Here is a 13,944-nt window from a genome sequence, read left to right on the forward strand (position 1 = left end):
GGGGCCTTGACCAGATGAGGAAAAGGCAAGATGACCAAATGGGTGTACGGTTTCGGTGGCGGTAGCGCCGAAGGCCGTTCGGATATGCGTGAACTTCTGGGCGGCAAGGGCGCGAACCTTGCCGAGATGAGCAATCTCGGACTTCCTGTTCCGCCCGGCTTTACCATTACAACCGAAGTTTGCACGGCGTTTTATGACAATGACCGTGCCTACCCGGATGGTCTTGATGCCGAAGTGGAAAATGCGCTGGCCGCTGTTGAAAAGCTGGTCGGGCGTAAATTTGGCGATGCCAAGGACCCGCTTCTTGTTTCCGTGCGTTCCGGTGCCCGTGCTTCGATGCCGGGCATGATGGACACGGTTCTTAACCTTGGTCTGAATGACGAAACCGTTGAAGGCCTTGCAACCGTTTCCGGCGACCGTCGCTTTGCCTATGACAGCTACCGCCGGTTCATTCAGATGTATGGTGACGTCGTTCTCGGCGTTGACCATTACCATTTTGAAGAAATCCTTGAAATTCACAAGGAAGACAAGGGCTATTCCCTTGATACCGAAATGGGTGCCGATGACTGGGCCGAAGTCGTTGAACAATTCAAAAAGAAAGTCCAAAGCGAACTCGACGCCCCATTCCCGCAGGACCCGCGCGAACAGCTTTGGGGCGCGATTGGCGCCGTATTTGGCAGCTGGATGAATGCACGTGCCAACACCTATCGCCGTTTGCACAACATCCCGGCAAGCTGGGGGACCGCTGTCAACGTTCAGGCCATGGTCTTTGGCAATATGGGCGATGATTGCGCGACCGGTGTTTGCTTCTCGCGCAACCCGTCGACCGGGGAAAACCGGTTCTATGGTGAATATCTGATCAATGCGCAGGGCGAAGATGTGGTTGCGGGTATCCGCACCCCCGCACCGCTGACCAAGATCGAACGCGAAGAATCCGGTTCTGATCTGACATCGATGGAAGAAGCCCTGCCGCGTGTGTTCGCCGAACTTTGTGATATCCGTGATAAGCTTGAATCCCATTACCGCGACATGCAGGACATGGAATTCACTGTTGAATCGGGCAAGCTTTACATGCTTCAGACCCGGGCGGGTAAGCGCACCGCCAAGGCTGCCCTTCGCATTGCCGTTGAAATGTGCCGCGATGGCGTGATTTCCCAGGAAGACGCATTGCGCCGTGTCGATCCTGCCCAGCTTGATCAGTTGCTGCATCCGACCCTTGATCCGGATGCGGAACGCAAGGTTGTCGGCATGGGACTTCCGGCATCGCCGGGGGCGGCATCCGGTCAGATCGTGTTTTCTGCCGAGGCAGCCGAAGAATGGGTTTCGAACAAAGGCCGCAAGGTCATTCTGGTGCGTATTGAAACCAGCCCGGAAGATATCGCGGGCATGCATGCCGCCGAGGGCATCCTGACATCACGCGGTGGCATGACCAGTCACGCCGCCGTTGTGGCACGCGGGATGGGAACGCCGTGCGTTTGCGGTGCCGGAACGATCAAGATCGACTATGCCAACAAGACTATGGTTTCCGGCGGTGTTACCCTGAAAGAAGGGGATGTCATCACCCTTGATGGCAGCACCGGCGAAGTCATGCTGGGCGAAGTCGCGACCCTTAAGCCCGATCTGTCTGGTGATTTTTCGCAGTTGATGGAATGGGCCGATGGCGTGCGTCGTCTTAAGGTCCGCACCAACGCTGAAACCCCGGATGATGCCGAAACCGCACGTGGTTTTGGCGCAGAAGGCATCGGTCTTTGCCGTACCGAACATATGTTCTTTGATCCGGCACGTATCATTTCCATGCGTGAGATGATCCTGGCTGAAACAGAACAGGGTCGTCGTGCCGCCCTTGACAAGCTTCTGCCTTATCAGCGGCAGGATTTCATTGATCTGTTCCGGATCATGAAAGGGCTTCCGGTGACGATCCGTCTGCTCGATCCGCCACTTCATGAATTCCTGCCGCATGGTGATGCCGAAATTGCCGAGGTGGCGAATGCGGCCGGTGTGTCCGAGGCCATCGTTAAGCGTCGCTTGCTTGATCTTGCCGAAGCCAACCCGATGCTGGGGCATCGTGGTTGCCGTCTTGGCATCAGTTATCCGGAAATATATGAAATGCAGGCGCGTGCGATCTTTGAAGCCGCGATCGAAGTTTCAAGGGATGGCGGTGATCCGGTGATCCCGGAAATCATGATCCCGCTGATTGTCGGCAAAAAGGAACTCGAAATCCTCAAAGCTGCCATCATCAGGGTTGCGGCCGATGTCGAAACCGAAAAATCGGCAAAGCTGAACTTCCTTGTGGGCACCATGATTGAACTGCCGCGCGCAGCCCTGCGTGCCGGTGAAATCGCCGAAGAAGCCGAATTCTTCAGCTTTGGCACCAACGATTTGACCCAGACGACCTTTGGTCTGTCACGTGATGACGCATCGCGTTTCCTCGATACTTATATCGCCAAGGATATCTTTGCAGGCGACCCGTTCGTATCCCTTGATCAGGAAGGTGTTGGCGAACTGGTCGGGCTTGCAGCAGAACGTGGTCGTGCGACCCGAGGGGACATCAAGCTTGGTATCTGCGGGGAGCATGGCGGTGATCCGTCATCCATCGCGTTCTGCGAGGCACAGGGGCTTGATTACGTATCCTGTTCGCCATACCGCGTGCCGATTGCACGCCTGGCAGCAGCACAGGCGGCCCTTGGTCGCAAATAGGCGCGATCGGGACTGAGTTCAGACGGCGGCAGGGAAACTTGCCGCCGTTATTTATGACCGGTTTCTGAATCCGGGTCGTTGCGGTGGGCGATGTGTTTCATGATCAACATCCCGCCAACCGACAGCCCGAGAAGCAGCAGCACAATACCACCGATCTTGAACATTTTTTCGTACAGGGCCGCGCGGTGGAATTCTTCTTCCTGCAAATAGGTCATGCGTTCGATGACCTCGTTCATATGGGCGCGGTACCGGGTTTCGGGTTTAAGCGTGCTTTCATAGCGTACCGCACGCAACAACATGTTCAGGCGCTCAACCGCATCGAAATAGTTTTCCTCTGTCATCCGCGCCTGTGCCAGGGTTGGCTTCAGTGGTGGCTGTTCATGCGGTCCGAGAAAGTGACCAGGATAATTTTTCAGATCCGGCCATTCATGATCAATGCAGTCGCGAACCGTGGTCACGATTGCACCACACGGCACGATCTTTTGCGGATAGAATCGCAACAGAACGCCTTGGGCCATCTGTTTGATCTCTTTGCCCTTACGGTTATAGATCTGTGTGATGGTGGCAAGTTCCGCGGTGGTTTCGTCGATTGACATATCCGGAACCGGCCTGTCGCTGATGCCCGGCGGCGTTTGCTGTGCCAATGCAATGTTTGGCGATGTCGCCATGACGTAAAGCGCAGAAAACAATGCGATCAAAAGCGGGGCTGCGTGACGCAGTTTCATTCCGGTTACCTGTTTTGTTCCGGCCTTAACATAGGGGTTATTACCCCTTTCGAACAGGTTTGAAAACAAAACGGGCCCCGAATTCGGGGCCCGGTTGCAAAATTTTGCGATCACGTGATGGGTGGATTATGCCGCAGTTTCGGGCAGTTTGACCCAGCCCGGAACATGAACCGTGATTTTTGCATCGCCGGCAACAAGGTCGGCATCATCGCCAACCCGTTCCAGACGGATCAGGGCAAGACCGCCATTCCCGTGCACAGACCGAATGGTTCCAGCTTCCTTGTCACCGTTCATAATGATGGTTCCGGCTTCCGGTGCCGGGCCCTCAACCGAGATCGGCAACAGGCGCTTGCGCACAAGGCCGCGATATTTGGTGCGCGCTGTCAGTTCCTGGCCCATATAGCAGCCTTTTTTGAAATCAACCCCGCCCAGCTCCTCAAAGCCGTTTTCAAGCAGGATGGATTTTTCGATCTCAAGTTCTTCGCTGCCATTGGGCAGGCCAAGTGAAACGCGAAGCTGATGATAGGATTCTTCATCGCTTTCCGATGCGCCGATTGCTGCCATTTCAGCCAGCTCATTCTTGGGCAGCAAGATGCGGGCCCCCATTGCGCTCAGGCGCGGGTCAACAGCCTTGATGCCATTGGCAATGCGTCCGGTCGTACCCGGTGTCGTGTCGGTAAACAGGTTCGCAAGGGCATCTTTGCCGAAAATGGCGATAACGTCGTAACTGTCGGTGACATCGGTCAGTTCGACCTTTGCGCGCAGTTTATACATGCGCAGTTTCTTGAACAGTTCGGCGGCGCGTTCGCCATTTTCACCGCGTTCGCATTCCAGAAGAAGGCTGTCCTCATCCTGTTGATAGACAAAGAAATCAAACAGGAATTTCCCCTGCGGTGTCAGCAGGGCGCCATATCCCGATTTGGTGGCAGAAACGGTTTCGACATTGTTTGACACCAGCCCTTGCAGAAAGCTGACGCGGTCCGGTCCGCTCACGCGGATGACGGCGCGATCACTCAGAACGGCGTAAAAAGACTCACTCATAATCGTATTGGCTCCGATCTGTCGGATTTGTTTGGGCGAAATGTGGGGCAATCAGCTAAATTTCGCAAGGGTAGACTGCGGGGATAAAGCCCGCACGATCTGCAAGAAAACCCTTCATAAAACGCCTGTGAGCAGATAGAACCAAACTTATGAAAATCTTGATGCTTGATCATTCAATCGGCTTTGATCCCAAGGATCGCGAAGCCCGCCCGCTGGGAACCTGCCAACGTGCTTTCATTGCGCTGGCCGAGGCCCTTGTTGCCCGTGGTCACAAGGTCGAAGCGCGCCGCAACGGCGGTATCGACAAGGATGCAAGCGGTGTAGCATGGCGACAACTTGATGCCCAATTGCCGCCTTTTGGTGGCGATGCGGCCAATACTGTTATTGTCTGGCGCGATCCTGCTTTGCTCAGCCATCCTTCGGTACCGGCAAATGCCACGGTTGTTCTGTGGTTTGACGGTGATCCGGCGCGACTGAATGCGGATGAAGTGCGATTGGTGCTTCAGGAAAAGAAAGTACAGGTCATCTTTACCGATGATGCCCAGGCCAAATCATTTGATGCGGACCTTGCCAAAAAGCCGATCGTGGTGAAACCGGGCGCAACAGCTGCCTTCACCATGGCGTCGAACATGCATTGGGCATTTGAATCGCGCGATGAACTGGCGGTGACGGTTGCCAATACCAAAACCGGTATTGCCCAGATCATTCGTATCTGGGATGCCTATGTCGCGCCCAAGGCACCGAATGCGATCCTTGAAGTGTATGCATATGACCTGTTTACGGCAATGGCAGGCGAGAATGATGATGTTTCCGATGACATCCTTGATCTGGTCGGCGGTGCCATTGACAAGGGTGTGCGGGTCTATCATCCCAAGCCCGAAGCCGACATGGCCGAAACGGTTGCGAATGCGCGTGCGTTCCTGCATCACGGCAAATACGGCAGCGACAATGTCGGACAATGGATCGTTGACGCGCTTGGTGCGGCAACGCCGGTTGTTTCCTATGGCGGGATTGCCCGAAGCCGGATCGAGGACGGCAAGACCGGCTATATCGTTCCGGACGAAGCCGCATACGGAAATATCACAGCCCAGCTTCTGACCGACCGCGCATTCTTTGCCAACCAGTCCGAAGCTGCGCGGAATGATCGCCGCGAATGGATCCATGTTGCAGGCGAGCTGGAGAAACTTTAAGCCGTGCGTCTTCTGTTTATCACGTCCAACCGTCTTGGCGACGCGGTGCTGTCGACTTCTGTCCTGCGCCATTATGTCGAAACCTTTCCCGGTATTCGCGTGACGGTCGCCTGTGGCCCGGTCGCCGCACCCATCTTCAAGGCCGTTCCGAACCTTGAACGCATCATCGAAATGCCCAAGCAAAAACGCGGCGGGCACTGGTGGAAGCTCTGGAAGTCGGTTGTTCTGAACTGGTGGGATGTGATTGTCGATTTGCGCGGCAGTGCCACGGCCTATGTGTTGCCAGGGTGGAAGCGGGTGGTGCAAAAAGGCAATGATGACAATTTGCATCGGCTTGAGCAACTTGGTGCGCTGATTGATGTCACTCCGCCGCCTTTGCCAAAAATCTGGATCGATCAGGAAAGCCGGGACCGTGCCGACGCGTTGCTTGGCAATATCAAAGGTTCGCTCTTGATTGTCGGGCCGACCTCGAACTGGGTTGGCAAGACCTGGCACAAGGAACGTTTCATCGAAACGGTTGCGACCCTGACCGGGAAGGGGGCTGTACTTGAAGACGCCCATGTTATGGTGGTTGGTGCACCCAATGAACGCGAAATGGCAGAGGAAGTCATCAGTTCCATTCCAGATGGACGGTGTTCGGAAATCTTTGGAACGGAAAGCCTGTTGACTGTCATGGCCTGTCTGGAGCGTGCCGATCTGTATCTCGGGAATGATTCGGGCCTTATGCATATGGCTGCGGCGTCCGGATGTCCGACACTGGGATTGTTTGGTCCATCGCGTGATGAACATTATCGTCCATTCGCCGAATGGGGCCGCGCTGTTCGGACTGACTGGTCGTACGACAAGATTATCGAGAACCGCACCAGCCGGTTTTCCCAAGAAAACCTGATGGAAACATTGCCGGTCGAAAAGGTTGTCAAAGCCGCAACCCAACTGGTTACGGAACATCGTCTTGCAGGAAAAAACAATGACTGATGCAGCACCGCGTATTTCAGTTGTTCTGTGCGCCCATAACGAGGAAAAGCGTCTTGCAGCCTGTCTGGAAAAGGTCAGCTTTGCCGACGAAATTGTTGTGGTCTGCGACAAATGTAATGACCGAACCGAGGAAATTGCCAAAGAGTTTGGTGCCAAAACTGTTATTGGCAGTTGGGATATCGAAGGGCATCGTCGTAACAAGGCAATCGAAGAAGCAAGCGGCGACTGGATTTTCGAGCTGGATGCCGACGAACATGTCAACGAGGAGCTGGCCATCGCAATCCGCAAGGCGGTCAATAGCGGCGCTTATGACCGTTATCTGATCCCGGTCGACAATTATGTTGGCAAACGGTTGGTGCGATATGGCTGGGGGGCGTCATTTGGGACGTCTGCCGTTTGGCGCCTTTTCCGCAAGGGGCACAAGGTATGGGGTGACCAACGGGTTCACCCGGCAATCAAAATGACCGGGCGGCAGGGACCGAAACTGAATGGTGCCTTGGTGCATTTTGTGGATCGCAATATCTCGGACATGATCCGTCGGCTTGATAGCTACACCAATGCGCGTGCCGCAGATTTGCGGGCAAGCGGGAATATCGGAACATTCCGTCATAATTTCCGGCGGATTTTTTCGCGCTTCTGGCGCTGTTTCGTATCGCGCAAAGGATACAAGGAAGGCGGGATGGGCTTTTTAATCGCGCTTCTGGCGGCCTTGTTTCCGATGATTTCCTATCTCAAAGCCCGCTATGACGAATAATTTTGCATATCGCTGTTTGGCCGGCTTCAATCCGGCCGACCTGCAGATACCCTGTTTACAGAGCTCGTAACTGGCAAGTTGTGTTACCCGATATGAATGAAGACAAAACGTTTAATATTGCGCAAGTGGTTGCGAGCACGGGCAACGGTGGCCTGGAGCGGCATGCGTGCGATTTGGCTTCAGGGTTGGTTGCGCAGGGCCACCAGGTTTCTTTCCTTACAACAAGCGCTGTCGCGCCGAGGGTTCCAAAAGGGGTGCGCCCTGTTACACTCTCACTTGATGGAAATCGCAGGAACCCGTTGGTTCTTCTTGAATTGATACGTACTTTACGTGCGGGAAAGTTCGATATTATTCATGCGCAAGGCAGTAAAGCTGCGCAGATGTTGGCTTTGATCCTGCCGTTTTTACCAAATGCTTGTGCCACAGTTGGAACCCTTCACAATCAAAAAAAAAATGTGCGGGCATTTCGCAAGCTTGATTGGGCAATCGGTGTAAGCAAGGCGCTTAGCAAAGATATCGGATCGGATCGTGTTACGACAATCTATCACGGTCTACCGAGCTTTCGTGAAGTTAACCCGCATGAAGATTTGACAAGTCAGGGACGCCCGCATTTTCTGGCGATCGGAAGACTGGTTGAGGCTAAAGGATTTGATCGGCTGATTGAGGCATGGGCTTCAATTGATGCGAATTTATACATTATTGGAGAGGGACCACTCGAAGGGGAACTCGAAGATATGATAAGGACGCACGCACTGGCAGATCGCGTTAAGCTTCTTGGCAGGAGCGAACATGTCCCGAACTATCTGAAGGCCGCTGACGGTGTGATTGTTTCTTCTCGTCGTGAAGGCTTTTCCTACGTGGTCGCGGAGGCGCTTTTATGCAACTGTCCGGTACTGTCGACTGACGTGCCGGTTGCAAACGAGGTGCTGGATCCTGATTTGATTTTATCACATGATATCAATGTCATGAGAGAGCAAATTGTTCGATGGATCGCAGATATTGATGCTTGGAAAGCAAAATGCGAAAGCGCATTCGAGACTGCATCGCAAGAGTTTACCTTTGATCACATGATCACAAAAACCGTCGACTTGTATCGAACTTTGCTGAAAACTCAGACAATTATGCGAAGTCAGGGCTAGTCTATGTCAGGTATCGCAGGAATTATTGTGCGTGACGGTTCCGCCGTGCCCATGTCCAAGATGGACCGTCTTTGCACGGCGTTGGGGCATCGCGGGCCTGATGGCGAGGGGCGATATGTAAAGGGGCCCGTTGGCTTCATTCAGACGCGTCTTGCGATTATTGATCTCGATACCGGTGATCAGCCGATTTATCATGAAAATGGCAGTGCCTTGGTCGCCAATGGCGAGATTTACAACTATGTCGAGCTGCGCAAAAGCCTGTGTGAAGCCAGTTTCAAGACCCGTTCAGACAGCGAAACAGCACTTCGGGTCTATGCCCGTGACAATATTGACGGCTTTGATGCCCTGCGCGGTATGTATGCCTTTGCCATTCATGATGCTGTAGAGAACCAGGTTGTTCTGTGCCGCGATCCGTTTGGCATCAAACAGCTTTACTATGTCGAAACGCCGGAATATTTCGCCTTCGCATCCGAAGCACAGGCATTGATCGCGGCTGGTCTGGTTGGTCGGGATGTGCGTGCAGATGCCCGTTCCGAATTATTGCAGGTTCAATTCACAACCGGCAGCGATATGATTTTTGACGGGATCAAGCGGCTTCTGCCAGGCGAGACCATTGTGCTGAGCAATGGTCGGATCATTGATCGTCGCCGTCGTCAGGTTCTTGGGGACAGTGCTTCGGTCGGCACACATCTTGAAGCAGCGTTGACCGACTGGGACCGTGTGTTCGAAGAATCCGTCAGGGTGCATCAACGATCAGACGTCGATTACGCCATGTTCCTTTCAGGCGGCGTTGATAGTGCATCGTTGCTTGGCATGATGCACCGGCTGAATGAGCGTCCGGTAACGGCCTATACAGCAGCGTTTGAAGCATCAAGCGTGCATGATGAACGAGAAATTGCGCGTGATGTTGCCAAGGCCTGTAACGCCAATCATATCGAGGTCATGTTCTCGGAACGTGATTTCTGGACGCTTCTGCCGGAAGTTGCTGCGCGGATGGATGATCCCGTTGCAGATTACGCAATTCTTCCAACCTACAAACTGGCCAGCGAAGCCGCACGCGATTTCAAGGTCGTGCTGTGCGGCGAAGGCGGGGATGAGCTGTTTGGCGGGTATGGGCGGTACCGTTCCGTGATGCGACCGCTTCTTCTGGGCGGGCGCGTAATGCGGTCCAAGGGGACGTTCGACAAGATTGATGTATTGCGTCCCGATGTGCTTGAAGGATGGCGCGACGGGATTGCTGCATCGGAAAGTCGCGAAAACCGCGGAAAGCGTTCGAGACTCGCGGTAGCGCAGGCTGTTGATTGTTCCGACTGGTTGCCAAATGACTTGTTGATCAAGCTTGATCGTATGCTGATGGCGCACGGGCTTGAAGGGCGAACACCGTTCCTGGATCCGATGGTTGCCGAATTTGCCTATCAGTTGCCAGATCGTCTTAAAGTTCGCAAGGGAGTTGGCAAGTTCCTGCTGCGCAGCTGGCTGGAACGCTGTTTGCCGATGGCCCATCCATTTGCGAAAAAACGTGGCTTTACTGTGCCGGTTGCAGAATGGATTTCAGGACAGGGTAAGCATCTGGGACCTTTGGTTGCCAATCAGGCGGGCATACTTGAAATCGCGGACCCGTCAAAGGTCGAAAAGCTGTTCAATACACCGGGAAAACGCGAAGGTGCGGCTTGCTGGCATCTTCTTTTCTATGCGCTGTGGCATCAGGCCAATGTTTTGGGCCATGCTCCGGAAAAAGATGTGTTTGAAACACTGGCACCCTAGAGACTGCACCCAACCCTGATTTAGGACAGGAGGCGGCTATGCCCAAGATCAGATCTTCAGTCTGGATGATTGTCCCAAATCTTTTGCGGACCCTTTTTCGAGGGGATGTCAGCTGGAAGTCGAAAGCTTTGCTGCTTGGCGGATTGGTCTATTTGATCAGTCCGGTCGATCTTTTGCCTGATATTCTTGTTGGTATTGGCTGGCTTGATGATCTTGTCATTGTGCCGTTGCTGGGGTGGTTGTCCTATCGAAGTTTGCCACCAGCGATCCAGGACGATGTTGCTTCTTTCGATCAGCGTGCTGCGAAATCGACGCGTCGGGTCTGGCTTTACCTTTTGCTTCTTGTCGTGGCGATAGTTGTCATTGCCATTTGGGGGGATGCCCAATACCCGGTCTCGCCCACCCAGCCGGGGTTGGCCGAGTGACACTGTCGACTGACACAATTGTCATGATCCGGACAGCAGGTTTGACGGGGTAGGGAACGAAGACTAACCTTTGGTCATAAAAACCGTCAGACAGGGAAGAAAGTCATGAGTGATACATTCCGTGCATTGGTTCTTGATCAGCAGGACAAGTCCGTTTCGGCCAGTTTCAAAAATCTGACGACAGAAGATTTGCCAGAAGGTGATGTTCTGGTTCGGGTGAAATGGTCGACCCTTAATTACAAGGATGGCATGATCCTGAACGGACTGGGACGCCTTGTTCGATCCTATCCGCATGTGCCTGGTGTCGATTTTTCCGGTGAGGTCGTTTCATCAACAGACCGGCGATATAAACCGGGCGATGAGGTCATCCTGACCGGCTGGCGCGTGGGTGAGGCCCACTGGGGTGGCTATGCTCAATATGCCCGGGTCAAGGCGGATTGGCTGGTTCCGCTGCCAAACGGGTTGGGGGCGGATCAGGCCATGGCCATCGGCACGGCCGGCTTCACTTCCATGCTGGCGGTCATGGCCCTTGAGGAGCAGGGTGTTTCACCTGATCAGGATGGTGAGGTTCTTGTAACCGGTGCTGCCGGGGGTGTCGGGTCAGTTGCGGTTTCGATATTGGCGGCGCTGGGATACCGGGTTGCCGCATCGACCGGGCGTGCCGAAACACATCAGTATCTTCGTGATCTGGGCGCAACGACAATCGTTGATCGCAACGAATTGACCGATACCAGCAAGCCGCTTCTAAGCGAGAAATGGGTTGGGGCGATTGACAGCGTCGGCAGCAGCACACTTGCACATGTATTGTCAGAAATGAAGTATCACGGTGTGGTGGCTGCATGCGGTCTTGCCGGTGGTCCGGATCTTCCGGCTACGGTCATACCGTTCCTGTTGCGCGGGGTTCGGCTGATCGGAATTGATTCGGTGATGTGTCCCTATGACTATCGTGTGAAGGCTTGGGAACGCCTTGCCAGACAATTGCCGCCCGATCATTTGTCCGCCGCGACGACCAAGGTTGCCTTGTCCGAAATTCTGCCCTGGGGGGAGAAAATCCTGAAAGGTCAGGTTAAAGGTCGAGTTCTGATTGACGTGCAGGATTGCTAGTAAGGTCAAAACCATGCAGAATCAGCAGGTTCCCGATCGGTACTTCCGGTAAACGGGGCCCCTCAATTTGTTAGCTGGAAGTCAATCTGATGCTTGAACAACGGTTTCGCATTCTTCTTGTGGAAGATAACCCCGGTGATGCGTTTCTTGTCCGCACACTCCTTGAGGAGACCGGGGAGCCGTTTGATATTGAACATCGCAGCGATCTGACTTCCGCCATGGCCGTTCTGAACGGAGAGGGCCCTGATGCGGTTTTTGATGTGGTTTTGCTGGATCTGACATTACCGGATTCTTCAGGCGTGACGACCATCAGCCGTATCAGGGACTGTGCCAACACAGCACCGGTTGTTGTGTTGACCGGACACAAGGATGAAGAACTGGCTTTCGAGGCGCTTCAGCATGGTGCCGAAGATTATCTGACCAAGGAATTCCCGGACGGTCGCACCATTCGCCGGTCCATCCGCTATGCGATTGAGCGATCACGCGCCGAGCGTGCCCTTAAGGAAAGTGAAGAACGTTACCGCAAACTGGTTGAACTTGCCCCCGAATTGATTTCCATCCTGAGCGGGGAAGAAATCGCCTATATCAACCAGCAGGGGCTTTCGATCCTTGGCGCAGACGATAGTGCAGCCCTTATCGGTCGTTCCTTTATGGAAATGGTTCATCCGGCAAGCAAGGAAACGCTGGGCGAATATATTGCCCGTTACAGGGATGGATACACCGGGCGCGCAGATTTCACCATCATGTGTCAGCGTCCGGCGGGCGATAATGTGGAACTCGAAGTTTCCGCCATTGCATTTACCCATGAAGGGGCGCCGGCCATGCTGATGCTGGCCGAAGACGTTACCGAGAAGCGCAAAATCGAACGCCAACTGGTCCAGACGTCCAAGCTTGCGACCCTTGGTGAAATGGCGGCTTCTGTTGCCCATGAAATGAACCAGCCGCTGAATGTTATTCGCATGGCGGCCGATACCTGTGCGCTTCAATATGATCTTGATGCGGTCAAGCCAGCCTTTCAGCATGAAAGACTGGCGCTGATCAGCAGCCAGACCGAACGCATGTCGGAAATCATCAAGCATCTGCAGATCTACAGCCGGCCCGATGATGATGACTTCGTGCCGTTCGATCCGATGCGTGCTGTGGCAAGTTCGGTGGACATGATTGAACATGACTGCCGGCTTTCGGGCATTGAAATCGAAGTGGTGCCACCTGCTCAGGCCTGTCTGGTCAATGGTCGTCAGGTTCAGCTTGAGCAGGTTCTTGTCAACATGCTGACCAATGCCCGCGACGCGATTAACGAAAATGGCGATGATGGAAATATCGGCGGTCTTATCCGGGTCAGCGCCATGGTCGATAAGACCAATCAGGTGCTTAAGCTGGCGGTGAATGACAATGGCGGTGGTGTTCCCGAAGCCGCCATTGATCTGTTGTTCCATCCGTTCTTCACAACAAAGGATGTTGGAAAGGGCACGGGCCTTGGGCTGTCGGTCAGTTTTGGCATTGTGGAAGCAATGGGCGGCAAGATCGATGTCAGGAACGAAGGTGATGGTGCCTGTTTTGAAGTGACACTTCCCATCGTCAGCTTTGATGCAAGCGATGCAGACCAGACGGAATATGAGCCGGAAGAACATCCGGGCGGGGACACGGGATTGAATGCGGAAGCGCGTCAGAATATCAGAATTCTGGTGGTGGATGACGAAGTTGACGCCATGGAAATCATATCGGGATATCTCGAAGCACAGGGCTATAACGTTTCTGCGGCCAGTGATGGTGAAGATGCGCTGGCACTTGCAGCGGTGGTGCAGCCCAATATTCTGATTACAGACATCCGGATGCCACAAATGGACGGCAATGCCCTGGTCAAGGAACTGCGCAGCCGCGACCCGGCATTGCCGGTTATCGTGATGACCGGGCATCCCGGCGATGCAGAGCGTCCGGTAGACGATGATGGTGCCGATGCCCCGGTGATGGTGATGTCCAAGCCACTCAACCTCAAGGAGCTTCTGGGTATTCTGGATGAATTGTCGGAAGTCTGTATTCAATGATGCCAGAGTAGATGCTGAAGTAGTCCAGGATCCGGTCAAAGAAAAAGCCCGGTTGTAGCCGGGCTTTTTTGTATTTGATATCGGG

The 13,944-nt window shown here is 54.1% G+C and carries 11 protein-coding genes; 9 read left to right on the top strand and 2 right to left on the bottom strand.

All coding sequences use genetic code 11. From position 1 onward, the window contains the following. The first annotated feature begins 30 nt into the window (after positions 1–30). A complete protein-coding gene (ppdK, locus tag AUQ42_RS13400; protein WP_068519580.1) occupies positions 31–2,697 on the top strand; it encodes a pyruvate, phosphate dikinase in 2,667 nt (888 codons plus the stop codon). A 47-nt stretch (positions 2,698–2,744) separates the two neighbouring features. Here the strand turns inward: ppdK and AUQ42_RS13405 are convergent, their stop codons facing one another. Together AUQ42_RS13405 and AUQ42_RS13410 are read right to left on the bottom strand one after the other, a co-directional pair. Further along, positions 2,745–3,422 carry a hypothetical protein gene (locus AUQ42_RS13405; RefSeq protein ID WP_156480887.1) on the bottom strand — a complete coding sequence of 226 codons (678 nt, stop codon included), beginning with the start codon at positions 3,420–3,422 and terminating at the stop codon, positions 2,745–2,747. Between the two features lie 126 nt (positions 3,423–3,548). Continuing rightward, complete coding sequence (locus AUQ42_RS13410; protein ID WP_068519582.1) at positions 3,549–4,463, bottom strand: folate-binding protein YgfZ; 915 nt, start codon at positions 4,461–4,463, stop codon at positions 3,549–3,551. A gap of 161 nt (positions 4,464–4,624) precedes the next feature. Between AUQ42_RS13410 and AUQ42_RS13415 the strand changes: the two genes are divergently transcribed. The 8 genes from AUQ42_RS13415 (at position 4,625) to AUQ42_RS13450 (ending at position 13,859) form a co-directional block, all read left to right on the top strand. Continuing rightward, positions 4,625–5,653: a glycosyltransferase family 1 protein gene (locus tag AUQ42_RS13415; RefSeq protein ID WP_231856766.1), complete on the top strand. Its 1,029-nt coding sequence runs from the start codon at positions 4,625–4,627 to the stop codon at positions 5,651–5,653. A gap of 3 nt (positions 5,654–5,656) precedes the next feature. After that, positions 5,657–6,628, top strand: a complete 972-nt coding sequence (locus AUQ42_RS13420) for a glycosyltransferase family 9 protein (RefSeq protein ID WP_068519584.1) — start codon at positions 5,657–5,659, stop codon at positions 6,626–6,628. Then, on the top strand, positions 6,621–7,382 hold the full coding sequence (locus AUQ42_RS13425) for a glycosyltransferase family 2 protein (RefSeq protein WP_068519585.1): 762 nt from the start codon (positions 6,621–6,623) through the stop codon (positions 7,380–7,382). The genes AUQ42_RS13420 and AUQ42_RS13425 overlap by 8 nt, the downstream gene beginning before the upstream one ends. A gap of 92 nt (positions 7,383–7,474) precedes the next feature. After that, positions 7,475–8,521, top strand: coding sequence for a glycosyltransferase (locus tag AUQ42_RS13430; RefSeq protein ID WP_068519586.1), 1,047 nt, complete (start codon positions 7,475–7,477; stop codon positions 8,519–8,521). A 3-nt stretch (positions 8,522–8,524) separates the two neighbouring features. Further along, positions 8,525–10,285: an asparagine synthase (glutamine-hydrolyzing) gene (gene asnB / locus AUQ42_RS13435; protein WP_068519587.1), complete on the top strand. Its 1,761-nt coding sequence runs from the start codon at positions 8,525–8,527 to the stop codon at positions 10,283–10,285. A 38-nt stretch (positions 10,286–10,323) separates the two neighbouring features. Continuing rightward, positions 10,324–10,710, top strand: a complete 387-nt coding sequence (locus AUQ42_RS13440) for a YkvA family protein (RefSeq protein WP_231856767.1) — start codon at positions 10,324–10,326, stop codon at positions 10,708–10,710. A 105-nt stretch (positions 10,711–10,815) separates the two neighbouring features. Next, positions 10,816–11,814, top strand: coding sequence for an MDR family oxidoreductase (locus AUQ42_RS13445; RefSeq protein ID WP_068519588.1), 999 nt, complete (start codon positions 10,816–10,818; stop codon positions 11,812–11,814). A gap of 89 nt (positions 11,815–11,903) precedes the next feature. Then, on the top strand, positions 11,904–13,859 hold the full coding sequence (locus AUQ42_RS13450; protein WP_068519589.1) for a response regulator: 1,956 nt from the start codon (positions 11,904–11,906) through the stop codon (positions 13,857–13,859). The last annotated feature ends 85 nt before the right edge of the window (positions 13,860–13,944 follow it).

Source organism: Thalassospira sp. MCCC 1A02491 (assembly GCF_001613785.1).
GTDB classification, from domain to species: domain Bacteria; phylum Pseudomonadota; class Alphaproteobacteria; order Rhodospirillales; family Thalassospiraceae; genus Thalassospira; species Thalassospira povalilytica.